The 14,638-nt window shown below is 61.8% G+C and carries 16 protein-coding genes and 1 tRNA gene; 8 read left to right on the top strand and 9 right to left on the bottom strand.

Annotated features, from left to right (window positions below; all coding sequences use genetic code 11):
- Positions 1-35: 35 nt before the first annotated feature.
- Positions 36-770, bottom strand: coding sequence for a Crp/Fnr family transcriptional regulator (locus tag HCN58_RS04030; RefSeq protein WP_171578089.1), 735 nt, complete (start codon positions 768-770; stop codon positions 36-38).
- Between the two features lie 340 nt (positions 771-1,110).
- The gene (locus HCN58_RS04025; RefSeq protein ID WP_171578088.1) at positions 1,111-1,506 is read right to left on the bottom strand and encodes a YciI family protein; all 396 of its coding nucleotides are present in this window, start codon (positions 1,504-1,506) and stop codon (positions 1,111-1,113) included.
- A 220-nt stretch (positions 1,507-1,726) separates the two neighbouring features.
- Between HCN58_RS04025 and HCN58_RS04020 the strand changes: the two genes are divergently transcribed.
- Both HCN58_RS04020 and HCN58_RS04015 read left to right on the top strand, forming a co-directional pair.
- Positions 1,727-1,879, top strand: a complete 153-nt coding sequence (locus HCN58_RS04020; RefSeq protein WP_235983363.1) for a hypothetical protein — start codon at positions 1,727-1,729, stop codon at positions 1,877-1,879.
- 310 nt (positions 1,880-2,189) lie between these two features.
- Positions 2,190-2,263: transfer RNA gene (locus tag HCN58_RS04015), tRNA-Gly, on the top strand.
- A gap of 117 nt (positions 2,264-2,380) precedes the next feature.
- On the opposite strand, the gene HCN58_RS04010 is transcribed toward HCN58_RS04015, so the two are convergent.
- From HCN58_RS04010 to HCN58_RS03995, 4 genes are all read right to left on the bottom strand, one after another.
- A complete protein-coding gene (locus tag HCN58_RS04010; RefSeq protein WP_171578087.1) occupies positions 2,381-2,692 on the bottom strand; it encodes a hypothetical protein in 312 nt (103 codons plus the stop codon).
- A gap of 167 nt (positions 2,693-2,859) precedes the next feature.
- Positions 2,860-3,798: an RNA polymerase sigma factor RpoH gene (gene rpoH, locus HCN58_RS04005; RefSeq protein WP_376701141.1), complete on the bottom strand. Its 939-nt coding sequence runs from the start codon at positions 3,796-3,798 to the stop codon at positions 2,860-2,862.
- 76 nt (positions 3,799-3,874) lie between these two features.
- A complete protein-coding gene (locus HCN58_RS04000; protein WP_235983428.1) occupies positions 3,875-4,507 on the bottom strand; it encodes an NADH dehydrogenase ubiquinone Fe-S protein 4 in 633 nt (210 codons plus the stop codon).
- A gap of 248 nt (positions 4,508-4,755) precedes the next feature.
- A complete protein-coding gene (locus tag HCN58_RS03995) occupies positions 4,756-4,995 on the bottom strand; it encodes a hypothetical protein (RefSeq protein WP_171578086.1) in 240 nt (79 codons plus the stop codon).
- A gap of 570 nt (positions 4,996-5,565) precedes the next feature.
- Here HCN58_RS03995 and HCN58_RS03990 point away from each other — a divergent pair.
- The 3 genes from HCN58_RS03990 (at position 5,566) to HCN58_RS03980 (ending at position 7,086) form a co-directional block, all read left to right on the top strand.
- Positions 5,566-6,018, top strand: coding sequence for an Hsp20 family protein (locus HCN58_RS03990; protein ID WP_171578085.1), 453 nt, complete (start codon positions 5,566-5,568; stop codon positions 6,016-6,018).
- 99 nt (positions 6,019-6,117) lie between these two features.
- Complete coding sequence (locus HCN58_RS03985; protein WP_171578084.1) at positions 6,118-6,603, top strand: Hsp20/alpha crystallin family protein; 486 nt, start codon at positions 6,118-6,120, stop codon at positions 6,601-6,603.
- Between the two features lie 120 nt (positions 6,604-6,723).
- Complete coding sequence (locus HCN58_RS03980; RefSeq protein ID WP_376701140.1) at positions 6,724-7,086, top strand: SPW repeat protein; 363 nt, start codon at positions 6,724-6,726, stop codon at positions 7,084-7,086.
- Positions 7,087-7,293: 207 nt separating this feature from the next.
- Here HCN58_RS03980 and HCN58_RS03975 read toward each other — a convergent pair whose 3' ends face one another.
- Positions 7,294-8,424 (bottom strand): glycosyltransferase family 4 protein, encoded by a 1,131-nt coding sequence (locus HCN58_RS03975; protein WP_171578083.1) that lies wholly within the window; start codon positions 8,422-8,424, stop codon positions 7,294-7,296.
- 604 nt (positions 8,425-9,028) lie between these two features.
- Between HCN58_RS03975 and HCN58_RS03970 the strand changes: the two genes are divergently transcribed.
- The 3 genes from HCN58_RS03970 (at position 9,029) to HCN58_RS03960 (ending at position 13,581) form a co-directional block, all read left to right on the top strand.
- A complete protein-coding gene (locus HCN58_RS03970) occupies positions 9,029-11,404 on the top strand; it encodes an ABC transporter substrate-binding protein (protein WP_235983361.1) in 2,376 nt (791 codons plus the stop codon).
- A 271-nt stretch (positions 11,405-11,675) separates the two neighbouring features.
- Positions 11,676-12,902, top strand: coding sequence for a CaiB/BaiF CoA transferase family protein (locus tag HCN58_RS03965; RefSeq protein ID WP_171578082.1), 1,227 nt, complete (start codon positions 11,676-11,678; stop codon positions 12,900-12,902).
- A gap of 286 nt (positions 12,903-13,188) precedes the next feature.
- Entirely contained in the window at positions 13,189-13,581 is a 393-nt protein-coding gene (locus HCN58_RS03960) for a RidA family protein (protein WP_171578081.1), read from the top strand.
- Positions 13,582-13,591: 10 nt separating this feature from the next.
- Here the strand turns inward: HCN58_RS03960 and HCN58_RS03955 are convergent, their stop codons facing one another.
- Entirely contained in the window at positions 13,592-13,918 is a 327-nt protein-coding gene (locus HCN58_RS03955; protein ID WP_171578080.1) for an antibiotic biosynthesis monooxygenase family protein, read from the bottom strand.
- A 216-nt stretch (positions 13,919-14,134) separates the two neighbouring features.
- The gene (locus tag HCN58_RS03950; protein ID WP_235983359.1) at positions 14,135-14,488 is read right to left on the bottom strand and encodes a vanadium-dependent haloperoxidase; all 354 of its coding nucleotides are present in this window, start codon (positions 14,486-14,488) and stop codon (positions 14,135-14,137) included.
- Positions 14,489-14,638 lie beyond the last annotated feature (150 nt).

Below are 14,638 nucleotides of genomic sequence, written 5' to 3'. Positions count from 1 at the left end.
GCCGAGCCAGCCGGCAGCAGGCCAAGCCCTCAAACTCAAGGAGAGGTGCTCTGGCGGGACGGAAGCGCTGCTCGTTCGGTGTCATCGAACTCGATAGCATACAGTTCCCGAACAGTTCGGTGGCACTCGCACGCGCGGCGCTGCAGGAGATCCTCGTCCAGGACGCTTAGCTTGCCCCTGCTGTACGAGATCAGCCCCTCTTTTTGCAGTTGGCTGGCAACGCTGGTGACGCTGGTTCGCCTCACACCCATCATCTGCGCCAAAAACTCCTGCGTCACCGGCAGTTCGGTGCCCACGAGATCGCACATCCTGACCAGCCACTTGCACGTCCGCTGTTCAACGCTGTGAATCGCGTTGCAGGCGGTCGTTTGCTGCACTTGGCCGAGGAAGAATTGTTCGTACTTGATGAGCAGCGCGAGCAGGTCGGGAGAAGACAGGGCAACCGCTTTGAGGTGCTCCGCATCCACGACGCTTGCAAGGCCGGATACCTGGACCACCACCTTATGCAGCGACGCCTTGCTGTCGATCGCTTGTGCAGCCCCGAAAGCACCATCGTTTCCGATCATGCCACTTTCGATGGCCCAGCCATCTTCCAGTTCAACAACGGACGAAAGTATACCGCTGTGCGGGAAGTACACCTGATTGACGCGCGCGCGGCTCTCCACAATGACCTTGCCGTGTTGCACTTCGACAATGCGAAGATGCGGCCGGAGGTCTTCGAGATCGACCGGGCTTGCTCGGGACAGAATACGATTTTTTGAATGAGGCATCGTGCTTTCCAATTCCTTTGCAGGCGGGAGCACAACACTCTCAGCCACCGACGCCCAGGGGCATTGTGTCGGTGATGCATTCAATGTGGGGATGGTAGGCCCCGATAGCGAGTCATTTATTGTTCCTGTTTGGGGCCCGTTGCAGTGCAGTATGCCGTGCCATTGATGCGTATTTACAATAGGCCGGAGCCGGCCGCGCAAGTTTCTTGGTCATCGATGCGCGAGTTCGCCGAAGCCCAACGCGTGCCGGCGGGTGGTGGCCCGCGAGCTTCGGCTGGTATCGTGGGCACGGCGAACTCGCCGCATTTCTGATTACCAAGCTCGTCGCCGGCATGAAGCGTCAGCCCTGACCGGGTTCGCTCGTGGTTTCCGGCAACGCTTCACCGGGAAGATAGAGCCTGATCGGGCGGATTTCGTAGACGGCGGATGGATTGACGCGCCGCAGGTCGCGGGCAATCGCGATCGCTTCCTCCTCGTCGGCGCAATTCAGCACGTACAGACCCAGTAACTGCTCCTTGGTCTCGGCAAATGGCCCGTCGATGACCATTCCCGCGCCCGGTCCGCGCAGAGTGCGGGCTTCGGCCGTGCCGCCCAGCCGCGCCGCCGGCCCGAGCACCTTCTTGGCGTTCAGCCGCTCATGCACCGCCAGCAGTTCGCTCATCAAGGCTGCGTCCTCCTCCGGGCTCCAGGACGTGACCTCGGTTTCGACGTGATAGGCTAGCATGGCGTAGAGCATCGCTTTCTCCTTTATGGCGGGCGGATTGGCTGCCCTTTAAAGGACGATTCGACCCGGATCATCCCGACAAATGGTCTGCGACGAAACATTCCGGAAACACGATATATTAATCGCCCTTGAACGTGCCGTTGCAAGCTCACGGCTGATGAGGAGAACGCGAGCGAACGCGCACCCTTCGCGGAGACGGTCATGCGAAGCAAGCCAGCCATGATCATTTGCGATGCCGCCAGGTCCTGCGGGTCATCGTCGCAGGCCGGCGATTGGCACGACGTCAGCGGCCACCCGCTACTACCGCAGCTCGGCCATTAATGGCGGCGAGCGCATCGTCGAAAACCGCCGCGGCCGGCGCTTCGTCAATCTCTGCGGCTTTTGATCGGCAATTAAAAGGCGCGGCGGGATGGCTCCCGTCGCGCCCCGATTGTTGTGCTCGCTGGTCCAGGGCTGAGAGCGCCCCGATGCCAGGCCAAAAAAACAAGCCTAGCGGGCGATCCCAGCGAGGTGACAGCGCTTGGTATAAGACACTGGATCACCTCCTTTCATTGTTGATGGAAACATCAATATAAGCAGCGAATCAGGCCCTGTTAAGGGCCCGGACCGACCGATGGGTCCAACAGTACTGTTCAGACGAGGGCCGGTGGGGGCGGGTTGAGGCCGCCGGCACGGCGTGTTAGGTCAACGCCAGCGCGGGTGTAGCTCAATGGTAGAGCAGCAGCCTTCCAAGCTGAATACGAGGGTTCGATTCCCTTCACCCGCTCCAATCTTTTCTTGCATCGCTGGGCGCGTCGCTACTCAGGCCGCAGGCAACCCGCTGCTCATATAGCCGGGACGGCGGTTTTGAACCTCGGCAGCGGCCGCTGCCCGTGGTCAGCCGAGTTTAGGTAGCTTGCCTCGTGCGTTCCAGGAAATCTTCGAGACCAACCGGTACCTCATCGAGATCGATGCAGCGCTCGCGGAGTTCGTCGGCGATATCAGCCGTCACGTCGCGCGACCATCCCTCGCCAATGTTGAAGGCGACGATGCGCACCGGGTTGACGTACTGGCCTTCAAACAACTCGCGGATCAGCATGGCCCGCCCGGTACTCTCCTCGCTGGTCTCGCGCCATGCTCGTCCAATCCGACCCAGATCGTCGAGCACGAGGTAGACGTCGTGGTCCCCACCTTCCGGCACGATGGACGGCGTACGCATTTGCGAAACTCGAACCAGACACACTCTCGATTCAAAGCGCGACTTCGTGAGTCGTTCCTCGATCGATGCGCCTCCGCAACTGGCGGAGAGCATGGGAAGACTTTCTTCGCAGGCTGGGGCGAGCACCGCAGTGCGGTGCTCGCCCTCTTTGGCTTCCCTCTTTTGCTTTAGCCAATTGGATGGCGCGGGAAATTGGCGACAGCCTCAAGCGCCCACAATTGGGAAGCGTTCCCGCCGAGGCGAGCGCGCAGTGCGCCCCTGATCTTTTGTAGCGCGCGAACCTCGATCTGGCGGATCCGCTCGCGGGACACACCGAAGGTGGCGCCAAGCTCCTCCAATGTCTTCGGCTGTTCGGCCAGAAAGCGTGCTCCGATGATATGCTGTTCGCGGGGAGTCAGGCCGGCAAGCGCGTCTTTCAACGCGCGCCTTACCTGGTCGCGATCTTGTGCTTCCGACAACTGACTTTCGGGATCCGGCGCCCGATCGACCAGCCAGTCCTGCATTTCCTCGGAATCGTCCTCCCGAGCCATGGGTAGGTTGAGTGAAATATCACCCCGCATCCTCCCATTCATCTCGACGACCTCGCGGGAATCGACCGCCAGTTCGTCGGCAATGTATTTGACCTGCTCGGGCGACAGATCGCCGTCCTCGCCTGCAGAAATCCGGCTTTTCAGTTTTCGCAGGTTGAAAAATAGCTTCTTCTGGGCAGCAGTAGTGCCTATTTTCACCAGCGACCACGACTTCAGGATGTACTCATGGACGGTCGCCTTGATCCACCACATCGCATAAGTGGCGAGCCGGACACCTTTTTCGGGTTTGAACCGCTTCACCGCATGCATCAGGCCCAGATTCGCTTCTGAGATCAGGTCAGCGATGGGGAGGCCATAGCCGCGATAGCGTAGCGCCAGCTTCGCAGCGAGCCGGAGGTGACTTGTCACCAGGCGATAGGCTGCTTCGCGATCGCCTTGTTCGTGCCAGCGGCGCGCGTAGACAGCCTCGTCGGCCGCACTCAGCAGCGGAAATTTTCTGATGACGGCGAGGTAGCGGGAGAGCCCGCCTTCAGAGTGAAGCGCAGGTAGGTTCGATAGAACTGACAGGGTGCTCATATCCAATTCCTCCTCAGAGCAAAGTGGGTGCGAGCTACCGAGCATGTGCCGGGCCCGGAAACGGCGCCCAGGCGCATCAACCCGGCGGCGTTTCACAGAATGTCGCTGCTTGCAGATTGTTCCTTCGGGGATTGCTTGAAAGCCGATCGCCGTCAGCGGCGTGCCGGTGGAGGGGAGCAGCCCCGGCTGCCTCCACCGCCAAGCCGGCTCCGCCTGATTTCGTTGATGCTGGCTGCGGGCCCGCGAAGACCGCATCCGTCCGGTCGCGGCATGGATAACCGTAACGCTCACGCCGCGACGGCTTGAGCCGCTTGTGCCGGCGCCCGCGCGGCGCTTTCCGCCGGTGCGCTGCCGCGCTCGAGCGCCAGCGGGGCAAGCTCCACCTCGTGGAGGCGCGAGGGGCGGCCGTTCTCCGGCATGCCTTCGCAAGAAACCCAGGCAAGGCGTTCGAGGTCTCATCGGAGAAGGCGTGCTTCATCTTGCGGGACTGTCGCTGGTTTGCGTTCTGCTCCTCGGTCGCCTCAACGACATACGGAAGTCTCTGCCCCTCGGCGTAGCGGATCGCCGACCTGAGCGTCGGGAAGCTGAGCTCGACCGTCGCGAGCGGGTCGTCGTCCCCGGTCCATCCTATCAGGGGCTCGACATAGGGGGCGCTGCGACGCTCGAAGGTAAGCCGCCAGCCCTTGGTGCGGGCCTTTCCTGAGCTCATTGCCGATCGTGCGGGCCGGAAGATGCGAGCTACCGCATCCCTCGGGAATGGGGACGGGGTCAGGCGCCGGTCCGGCATATGATTGTCGTTCACGGCCGCTTCTGGCGTCGTCGTTTTCAATCCGTCAATTCCAACCCTCTCCATTTTGTCCCTCCCACTTCTGGCGAAGGAAAACCAGTTGCGGCCTGGCCTCCGTCAAGCCGCCCACGCGCCATTCTCTGTGCAACTATGACCAGGTCCACAGCCGGTCAGGAGGAGCACCCCTTGCAGATATCCGGGACGATGTCCTCGGCTCGGAAAGTCGGGATCACGGTGGTCGAACGGCTGGACGTCGTGTTCCGACCGGACACCGGCCGCTCCGGCGCTTCCGTCTGAACGACTACGTTCGAACTGCCAGGTTGCTTCGGCTTTTTCCGCTGCGCACCGGTCGCTTCGGTTGCGCTGAACAGCAGGGCGAATACGACGAAAGCTGCGAGTAGACCGCGCATCGTTCTTCCTCCAGCACTAGCCGTTGCGAGGAGAGAGCCTGATGCGCCAGTTCCTGGATGACGCCGCTCTCCGACCGGCAAGCCGCTTCAGCAGACGGACAACTGCCGTGCACCAACGCAGCACCGACTCGGCGTGATATGTCGACTTCATAACCACATCCTCCTGAAAGCAACGTGGGATACCCAACCGCCTTCTCCATGCGGATCCGGCGCGCCAATCCTGCACGGGCCTTGGCGGCGGTCGATCTAGGGAAGCTCCGCGCGGCGTCAAGAGGTGTGACGCTCGGACGCGGCGGCGCGCGCAGGCACTCGTTCCGCAGTGGCCGGACGGCGCCGTTCTGCGAACCATCACCACGGCGGCGGCGATGTGGCGCGTCGTGCTTCAACACCGGTCGAGGCGGTAAAAAAATCTAAACACGCGCGCCGATTGTAGCCTTGAAATCAAATCGGACGGTTCTAGTTCTTGTGGTGCCACAGGTATGGCGCCGGATGCCGTCAGGATCCGGCCAAGACCGCCGGGGACATCCCGGCGTTGCTCCTATCCATGTTGCTCAAGAGGAGGATGTGGTTATGAGAACCTACGATCTGTCTCCGTTCTGGCGTTCGACCGTCGGGTTTGATCGCCTGTTCGACCTCGTCAACGACACGATGAACGACAGCGATACGTATCCGCTGTACGACATCGAGCGCACCGGCGAGGACCAGTACCAGATTTCGCTGGCGCTGGCCGGTTTCACCCCGGAGGAGATCACCATCACCGCGGAGCAATCGACGCTCACGGTTGAGGGCCAAAAGGCCAAGAAGGGTGATCACAACTACCTGTACCAGGGAATCTCCATGCGGCCGTTCCGCCGCGTCTTTAAGCTGGCGGACTATGTCCAGGTCAAGGAGGCGACCTTTGAGAACGGTATGCTCAAGATCGCTCTGGTTCGGGAGTTGCCGGAAGCCATGAAGCCGCGTCGCATCGCGATCGAAACCGCCGGCAACGACAACAAGCAAATCGAGCAGAAGCAGGCGGCCTGACGGAATTCCGTCTGAGGCTGTCGAACCGCCTGTGCGCGGCTTGGCCGCGCGCGGGTGAGTTCTGTCCAGCGAGCATGAAGAACAGAAAGGAGGAGAACTATGGCACTACGTGATCTCATTCCGTGGAACAATGGCTCTCGTGATCTGAGCCTGCACCGCAACGAGCCCAATGCGTTCCTCGCGCTTCACCGCGAGATGAATCGGCTGTTTGACGATGCGTTCCGGTCATTCGACATCGCTCCGTTCAGCTCCCAGGCGATGGGCTGGCCGAACCTCGAGGTCAACGAGACCGAAAAGGAAGTCAAGGTCATCGCTGAACTCCCCGGTCTCGAAGAGAAGGACCTCAATGTCGAACTGAAGAACGGGATGTTGACCATCAGCGGTGAGAAGAAGAGCGAGACCGAAGACAAGGAGCGTCGCTTCAGCGAACGCTACTACGGGCGCTTCGCGCGTTCCATCCCGGTCGATGATATCGACCAGGATAAGGTCGGGGCGTCGTTCAAGAATGGCGTCCTCACCGTGACGCTGCCGAAGTCACCGACCGCGCAGCAGAAGGTGAAACGGATCGCCATCAACGGCAAGTAACCGCGGGGCTGGCGGGAGCATCGCGCCCCCGCCCGCGCCAAGGGTGCTGCCAATCAACAATGACAGGTCAATCGAACTGCAACAGTGAATTGAAAGGAGCCAGTGTAAGGAGTTGCAACCGTGAACAACGTCTGGAAAAAGGACATGATCGCCGATGTCGTCAATCTTGTAATCGGCCTGGGCTTGTTCGTGTCGCCGTGGGCCTTGGGTTTTGCTGCTGAAAGCCCCACGAACTGGAATGCCTGGTTGAGTGGCATCCTGATCGCTGCGCTTGCAGTAACAGCGCTGGCGATTTTCGCCGAATGGCAGGAGTGGCTAGCTCTTGCCGCCGGTGTTTGGGTGGCGCTGTCGCCGTGGGTGGTGCACTTCTCGGCCAACCAGACCACTACGACACTCCACGTCGTTGCCGGGGTCGTGGTGGCGGCCGTTGCGGCTCTGCGACTCTGGTATCTGCACCAGAGCCATCCCCGCGTGACGGCATGATGCTTGTAGAGGGAGGCCGTTGCCGGCCTCCCTCCGCTTTATCTCCATCGGGCGTCAGTTTGCTAGCGGATAGAAGGTGAACTCGCCCGCGGTCCGTATCTTCCTGCCTCGCGCCGAAAGACCAATCGCTCCCAGTGAGGGCAACCGCAAACCGCCGCCGGCTATCATGAGCGATTGCTCATGATAGCCAGCCTGCCGGAGCCGTACTCAATTGTCCTTGCGCGCGGACGCCGAGGAGGCGTCGGGGGTGTGCCCGTTGGCCGTGGACGAACGTGCGGCCATTGCCGAGAGTTCGAGTTGCGGTGCGGTCTGCCTGCGTAGCATCTTCTGATAGATCTTGACGTAATCCGCTGCCATTCGCGCCGCGGAGAAGCGCTCCTCGAAGCGGGCGCGGATCGCCTTGCGGTCCAGCGCCAGCAATTCCGGAACCGCGCGCACCGCCTCGTCGACGTCGGAGACGATCCGGCCGGTCAGCCCATCCTCGACGATTTCCGGCACCGATCCGGAGCGGAATGCCAGCACCGGTGTGCCGCAGGCCATTGCCTCGATCATCACCAGACCGAAGGGCTCGGGCCAGTCGATCGGGAACAGCAGCCCGGCGGCCCCACCGAGAAATTCACCTTTGCCATTGTCATTGATCTCGCCGATGAACTCGACCCCGCCGCCGTCGAGCATCGGTGCGATGACGTTGCGGTAGTATGCTTCGTCCGCCTTGTCGACCTTGGCTGCGATCTTGAGCGGAAGATCTGCCGCGCGGGCAATTGCGATAGCGCGGTCAGGCCGTTTCTCCGGCGAGATGCGGCCGAGGAAGGCCAAATAGCCGCCGTGCCGGTCGTGGCTGGGCGTGTGCAGGCCGGGCGGCAGCCCGTGATAGACGGTGCCGACGAAGTTCGCGCCCGGAAGCGGCGCGCGCTGGGCGTTGGATATCGAGACCAGCGGCATATCGGAAAATCGCCGGTAGAACGGCATGTGGTCGGGAAGGTCCTGCCTGCCGTGAAGGGTCGTCAGTGTCCGTCCGCGCTCGGACCGGAACAGCGGGAAATGCAGATAGTCGACGTGGAAATGCAGAATGTCGAACTCGTCGGCGCGCTCGCGCACCTTGTCGAGCATGACCATGTGGTGGGGTACGGGGTCGCGGACGTCGGGATCGAGGCGCAGGGCGCGGGGAGTGCAGGGAACGAGCTCGGCGGAAGTGATGGAGTCCTCGCTCGCAAACAGCGTCACCTGATGCCCCTGCCGGACCAGCTCCTCGGTCAGGTAGGCAACGACCCGCTCGGTCCCGCCATAGAGCCGCGGCGGCACGCTCTCGAACAGCGGGGCAATTTGCGCAATCCTCATTTGATCTCTCCGTTCATATAATCCGTCCGGTCTTGCCGCCGGACGCGCCCGGTGGCTGACCGCCTTGTTCTTGATTACGGTGTGCCGCGCCGCCGCATCATGCCGGCAGCGCGAGCCTATGAACTTGGAAGGGCCAGACTGGTTCCTGGGATGCTGTTGGGGAGAATGGGCGGTCGACGCTCCCTGTGTTCACGTGACGCCGGGTCATGTGGCTCGCCGCAACTAGGCGATAGCCGGTTAGCCCGCGGCCGGGATTTGACGATCGGATGATCCGCGCGCCAAGCGGGGGGTCGATTCGCTTCACCCGCTCCATCGTTTAAAATTTAGTCAAGATGTCGCTGCTATCGTGCCGCAGATGGATGCGCTGTGGGCCTCCGCGGGCGCGAAGCGAACACGCGCTGATTGTCCGCGTGACGCATTAATGGCAATCTGGTGCATTTCTAAGGGCGAAATACGCGCTTGCTAACCATGCCTTACGGAACGCCTGGACTCGCCACAAAATCAATCGGATTGAGACACAATGTCGGCGAGTAGGGTTGAAACGGTGCCCGCTCGCATCACGCACTTATTATTTTGCAGAGTATGGGCTCACAGGGGGACTGTAATGGGAGCTACGATCGGCATCACTCGCAGGCGTATGGAGCAATTGTTCTGGGCTTCGGCCCGCGACGCCCTGCGCCGGCTCAACATCGCCCCTCGGCGCAACGCGGCAGCGGCGCTGGTGTTGGCCGCGATGGCCGGCTCGATGATGAACGATCAGGTGCACGCGGCGCCTCCGGGCAGCAACGAAATCCGGATTGGCAACACCGCCCCCTATACCGGTCCGGCTTCCGCCTACGGCGTCATCGCCAAGGTCATCTCGGCCTATCTGGACAAGGTGAACGCCGAGGGTGGCATCAATGGCCGCAAGGTCAATATGATCACCTATGACGACGCCTACGACCCCAACAAAACCATGGAGATGACCCGCAAGCTCGTCGAGGACGACCAGGCCCTCTTCATCCTGGGAACCATCGGTACGAACACCAACGCGGCGATCCAGCCCTATTTGAACTCAAAGAAAGTCCCGCAGCTTTTTGCCTTGTCGGGCGCAGCAGCTTGGGACCAGCCGGGCGAATTTCCCTGGACCATGGGTTTCCTGCCGACCTACACGGCTGAAGCGCAAATCTTTGCGCAGTATATCCTGGAGAACCATCCCCGCAGCCGGATCGCCGTCCTCTATCAGGAGGATGGCATGGGCAAGGAATACCTGAAGGGCCTGAGGGACGGCTTGGGCGGCAAGGTCGCGATCGTGGCCGAGGCTCCCTACAAGGTCACCGATACCAATATCGATGCGCAGATGGCCAAGCTGAAGGCTTCCAACGCCGACGTCTTCATCGAGTTCACCACGCCGAAATTCGCCATCATGGCGATCCGGCGAAGCGCCGAACTCGGCTGGAGGCCGAACCATTTCGTGGCGTCGATCGCCAATTCGTACTCGGCGGTGATTCAGCCGGCTGGCCCGCAAAATGCGGAAGGGCTGTTGTCGGCGGCATACAGGCTGGAGGGCGAAGACGCGGCGGCGGCCGGCGACGCGGTGTTCCGCGAGTGGAGCGCCTTCATGCAGCGCTATGTCCCGAGCGTGAGCAAGACCAACGGCCAGGCCGTGCTCGGCTATCTGGTCAGCAAGACCCTGGTCGAGGTGCTCAAGAACTGCGGCGACGATCTCTCGCGCGAAAACATCATGAGGCAGGCCCGCGCGATCAAGGGTGTCCAGCTTCCCATGATGGTGCAGGGCATCCTGATCAATACCAGCCCGTCCGATCATGCGCCGATCGAGCAGATGCGGATGATGCGCTTTACCAACGGCAATTGGCAGCACTTCGGCCCGGTGCGAAGCGGCATCGATCCGGGCGCGGTCAGCGACTCCTTCAAGACGATCTTCAAGTACGGCACCGCCACCAAGCGCGATCTGGCCAACCAGCTCAACGCCAATACCGTGAGCCTGATGACGGGCTCGTTCGGCTCCACCTACGCCCAGGTGGGCGCCGATCTCGCCTCCGTGCTCGACAACGGCACGGCGCTGCGGATCCTGCCGGTCATGGGCCGCGGATCGGTGCAGGCGGTGGCGGACATTCTGCTGCTGCGGGGCGTCGACGCCGGCATCGTGCGCAAGGACACACTCGCCTATCTCGATCGCAAGGATTTCGCCAAGGACATCCGCAACCAGTTCGTCTATGTGGCCAAGATGTTCAATGAGGAGATGCACGTCCTCGCGCCCAAGACGATCACCAGCATGCGGGATCTCGACGGCAAGACCGTGGTGGTCGATTTGCCTGACAGCTCGACCTTCGTGACCGCGATCAACGTCTTCGAGCGGCTCGGGATCAGGCCGCATCTGATCTACCAGGAGCCGCGACTGGCGGTGGACATGCTGCGCAAGGGTGAGGTCGACGCGATCGTTGCGATCGAAGGCAAGCCGTTGCAATGGCTGAACCAGGTCAACGATCGCAACCTGCATCTGGTCCCGGTCGACTACGCCAAGCCGCTGCAGGAGGAGTACCTGCCTTCCAAGCTGTCGGCGGCGGACTATCCGGGCCTGGTGGCGGACGGCGGTTCGGTGGAGACGATTGCGGCCGAAGCGGTGCTGGCGTCGTATAACTGGGCGCCGAACAGCGACCGCTATCGCCGCCTGTCGCTTCTGGTGGATACGATGTTCGACAAGGTCGCGCAGTTGCAGCGTCCGCCGTTCCATCCGAAGTGGCGGGAAATGGCGCCGCGGGCGACGGTGTCCGGCTGGACCCGCTTCAAGGCGGCGCAGGAATGGCTCGATCGCAACATGCCTCCGGGCGCGGCCGTATCGGCCGCATCGGGTGCGGTGCGGCCTGCCGCGCCGGTTGCCGCGCCGGCCGCAGCACTCGCCCCGCAGGAACGCGATCCCCTGTATCGCGAATTCCTGGAGTGGCGGGCGAGCCGCGCCAAGGCCAGCAGCAGCCGATAGGCCCGATCATCACGGTTTGATAATGGAACGGCCCGCCTTGGCGGGCCGTTCTATTTTCAGCGACGTGCTGGCCGCTCCCGGGAATGCCGTATCCGTTCCTGCGCTCCTAATGACTTTCGGCGTGTCCGGGTGCCTTGCGCGTCAGCGGGCGGTGAACGGATGGGGTCATGCCGGTAATGCAGGGCTCAGCCGCACAAAATAGTGTATCGGCAAGCATCACAGCGCCGGACGTGTTCCCGCGCCACCACGCCAAAAATTTCGGAGGAAGTTCATGTCGGCTCTGCCACTTTCGGGCATCAAAATTCTCGACCTGACGCGGGTGCTCGCGGGGCCCCTGTCGGCGCAGATGCTGGCCGATCTCGGCGCCGAGGTGATCAAGATCGAACGTCCCGGCGGCGGCGACGATGCGCGCGCCTTCGGCCCGCCTTACCTGAAAGACCCCGAGGGCAAGCAGAACAACAACAACTCGTTCTATCTTTGCGCCAACCGCAACAAGAAATCCGTCACTGTCAATATCGCGAGCCCGGAAGGGCAGGAGATTGTCCGCGAACTCGCCAAGAGCTGCGACGTGATGATGGAGAACTACAAGGTCGGCGATCTCAAGCGTTACCGGCTCGATTACGAATCGATCAAGGCGATCAACCCCGGCATCATCTATTGCTCGGTGACCGGTTTCGGCCAGACCGGGCCTTACGCGCCGCGCGCCGGTTATGATGCGATCCTGCAGGCGATGGGCGGTTTGATGAGCGTCACCGGTCATATCGACGGCGAGCCCGGCGCCGGCCCGATGAAGGTGGGTCCTTCCATCGTCGATTACATGACCGGCATGAACGCCTCGATCGGCATTCTGGCCGCGCTCTATCACCGCAAGGCCAATGGCGGGGAGGGGCAGCATGTCGACGTCTGCCTGTTCGACACCGTGATCGCCGCGCTGTCGCATTACGCGCAGATCTTCCTCGTCAACGGCCAGACCCCGCCGCGGCGCGGCACCTGGGGCAATGGCGGCATGCCGGCCGGCGTGTTCCGCTGCACCGACGGCGAATTGATGCTGGTGGTCGGCAATGACGGCCAGTTCCAGCGCACCTGCGCCGTGCTCGGCGCGCCCGAACTCGCCACCGATCCGCGCTTCATCAAGAACAACGACCGCGTCGTCCACGGCAAGGAGATCATGGCAATCTTCGCCGGGCTGTTTTTGAAGAAGCCCGTCGCCTATTGGCTGGACGAACTGGAGAAGGCCGGCGTCCCGTCAGGGCCCATCAACGATTTCTCGCAGGTGTTCTCCGATCCACATGTCCGCTCGCGCGGCATGCAGGTCAAAGTCAACCATCCGTTGCAGCCCGATCTGTCGCTGATCCGCAACGCCATCACCTTCTCCGGCACCCCCGTGAAGGACTATCGCGCCCCGCCGCTGCTCGGCGCCGACACCAAGGACGTGCTGGCGACGATCGGATATGACGGGTCGAAAGTGGAAGCGCTGAAGGAGAAGAAGATCGTCTGATCTCGACAAATGCTCCTCCGTCATTCCGGGGCGCGCCACTTGGCGCGAACCCGGAATCCATAGGGCCGCACAGTCGGAAGGGAAAGATTCTCTGATGTGCACTGCACATCAGAGCTCTCGCTTAGCGAGCCCGGGAATAGCGACGGGAGGTTGCTTGCATCGATGGCTCGGGGCGTTCAGCCGAAATTTGCTCAATTTCCACACTCACAGTTCGATACTATCGAAGCATGATATCCCCGAAGTGAGCTAGTCTGGCACCTCGATCAATTTATTCACAGGGGCCAGCATGAAACGGGAGGTCATTCGCGTCGAACCGATCTCGTCATGGCTCGCGAAACGGAACGCGCCGGTTTCGCCGGTCACACGCGGCGGCGGCATGGTATTCGTCTCGGGCCTGCCGCCATTCGACCCGGCGACCGGCGAGATTTTCGTAGGTCCCATCGAGTGCCAGACCGAACTCGTGCTCGAGCAATTGCAACTGTGTCTACAGACTGCGGGCTCCTCGCTGCAGAACGTTATGAAGTGCAACGTCTACTGCACCTCGGCTGCGCATTTCGCCGCGGTCAATGCGGTTTATGCCCGCTACTTTCCGGAAGATCCCCCGGCGCGCATCTTCGTTTGCATTCCCGAATGGTTCGCGCCTTTCGATATCGAGATTGATTGTGTCGCGATGACATAGCGCGTTCAATTCAGCGCAGGCCCTGGCGGTCGACCAGAATCCGGTGGATCTGAATGAACTCCGGCAGCTCGATCAGGAATTCCGGATCCCGCGCGAGATGGTGAACCTTGGTCGGCTCGCCCTTGGTGAAAGCCGTCATCGCGTCGAGGTCTGGCCAGTAGGAAATCGTCGTGAACCAGCTCTCCTGTTCACGATCTTCCCGAAATAGCTGCACGCCCAGCGCCGTCTTCTCCAGGGGCGGGATCCCTTCCGCCTTCAGATAGGCTTCATATTTGTCTGCAATGTCAGGCCGTGTCCGGCCGCGCCAGATGCGCGCGATCGTCGATCGTGTCGGCATTAGAGCTCCATCATGCGATCCTTATCCCGGCGAGACGTCGATTGGCGTCAAAACGCCCGCAAGGCCTGATCCTACAACGAGATTGCCGACCTGTGCGTTCCCGACGGCTCGATCAACGTTTCGGCGCTGCCGGCATTTGGTTTATCCGCGCACAAGCAGACGGGGGATGCTCGGAGGCCGCCTGAGGTGGCGGCCTTTCGATTGTCGTTCCGCCGGTCAACGTTTTTGCTGGGCATCGGCCACGGCGCCCAGCATCTGCGTCGCAACCGTCAGGTCACCAATCTTCTTTCCCATTTCCTTGCCGGCTTCGGCGGAGAAGCGATAGTGAAAACCCGCATAGATGCGCGAGCTGGAAACTTCGTCACTATAGTCCTGCAGCCGCGTCCACTTGCGTGTAACGCCGGCAGCCGTCGGGCTCGTCAGCGTGATCTCGCCGACTTCGTTGCCCACCACATGCTGCAGCACCGTCGAAATGGCGCTGGCGACGATGCAATGCGCGCACGGATGTTCCGGGTGCATCGGCGTCACGCCCAAAGGCTGCCAGGATGCCTCGCGCGGGGTGGCGCGCAAGACGGTGGCGCCTGACGCGTACGGCGAAGTCGTGTGGTCCTGGCGTCGCGGTGCTGGCGCTAAGTTTCGCGGGTTAGCTCGCGGAGCGACGGTGGCAAAAGAGCCGTTCACCGGGGAGAGCTCGAAGTAAGCCGTAAAGCCACTGCGCAG

This window comes from Bradyrhizobium australiense, assembly GCF_013114825.1.
Taxonomy (GTDB): Bacteria; Pseudomonadota; Alphaproteobacteria; order Rhizobiales; family Xanthobacteraceae; genus Bradyrhizobium; species Bradyrhizobium australiense.
This window is presented reverse-complemented; position numbering and strand designations above follow the sequence as displayed.

What these genes read in the sequence shown, in the direction of transcription:
- HCN58_RS04030 (WP_171578089.1), bottom strand. Translation starts at nt 770, where the DNA reads ATGCCTCATTCAAAAAATCGTATTCTGTCCCGAGCAAGCCCGGTCGAT.
- HCN58_RS04025 (WP_171578088.1), bottom strand. Translation starts at nt 1,506, where the DNA reads ATGCTCTACGCCATGCTAGCCTATCACGTCGAAACCGAGGTCACGTCC.
- HCN58_RS04020 (WP_235983363.1), top strand. Translation starts at nt 1,727, where the DNA reads ATGCCGCCAGGTCCTGCGGGTCATCGTCGCAGGCCGGCGATTGGCACG.
- HCN58_RS04010 (WP_171578087.1), bottom strand. Translation starts at nt 2,692, where the DNA reads ATGCGTACGCCGTCCATCGTGCCGGAAGGTGGGGACCACGACGTCTAC.
- rpoH (WP_376701141.1), bottom strand. Translation starts at nt 3,798, where the DNA reads ATGAGCACCCTGTCAGTTCTATCGAACCTACCTGCGCTTCACTCTGAA.
- HCN58_RS04000 (WP_235983428.1), bottom strand. Translation starts at nt 4,507, where the DNA reads ATGAGCTCAGGAAAGGCCCGCACCAAGGGCTGGCGGCTTACCTTCGAG.
- HCN58_RS03995 (WP_171578086.1), bottom strand. Translation starts at nt 4,995, where the DNA reads ATGCGCGGTCTACTCGCAGCTTTCGTCGTATTCGCCCTGCTGTTCAGC.
- HCN58_RS03990 (WP_171578085.1), top strand. Translation starts at nt 5,566, where the DNA reads ATGAGAACCTACGATCTGTCTCCGTTCTGGCGTTCGACCGTCGGGTTT.
- HCN58_RS03985 (WP_171578084.1), top strand. Translation starts at nt 6,118, where the DNA reads ATGGCACTACGTGATCTCATTCCGTGGAACAATGGCTCTCGTGATCTG.
- HCN58_RS03975 (WP_171578083.1), bottom strand. Translation starts at nt 8,424, where the DNA reads ATGAGGATTGCGCAAATTGCCCCGCTGTTCGAGAGCGTGCCGCCGCGG.
- HCN58_RS03970 (WP_235983361.1), top strand. Translation starts at nt 9,029, where the DNA reads ATGGGAGCTACGATCGGCATCACTCGCAGGCGTATGGAGCAATTGTTC.
- HCN58_RS03965 (WP_171578082.1), top strand. Translation starts at nt 11,676, where the DNA reads ATGTCGGCTCTGCCACTTTCGGGCATCAAAATTCTCGACCTGACGCGG.
- HCN58_RS03960 (WP_171578081.1), top strand. Translation starts at nt 13,189, where the DNA reads ATGAAACGGGAGGTCATTCGCGTCGAACCGATCTCGTCATGGCTCGCG.
- HCN58_RS03955 (WP_171578080.1), bottom strand. Translation starts at nt 13,918, where the DNA reads ATGCCGACACGATCGACGATCGCGCGCATCTGGCGCGGCCGGACACGG.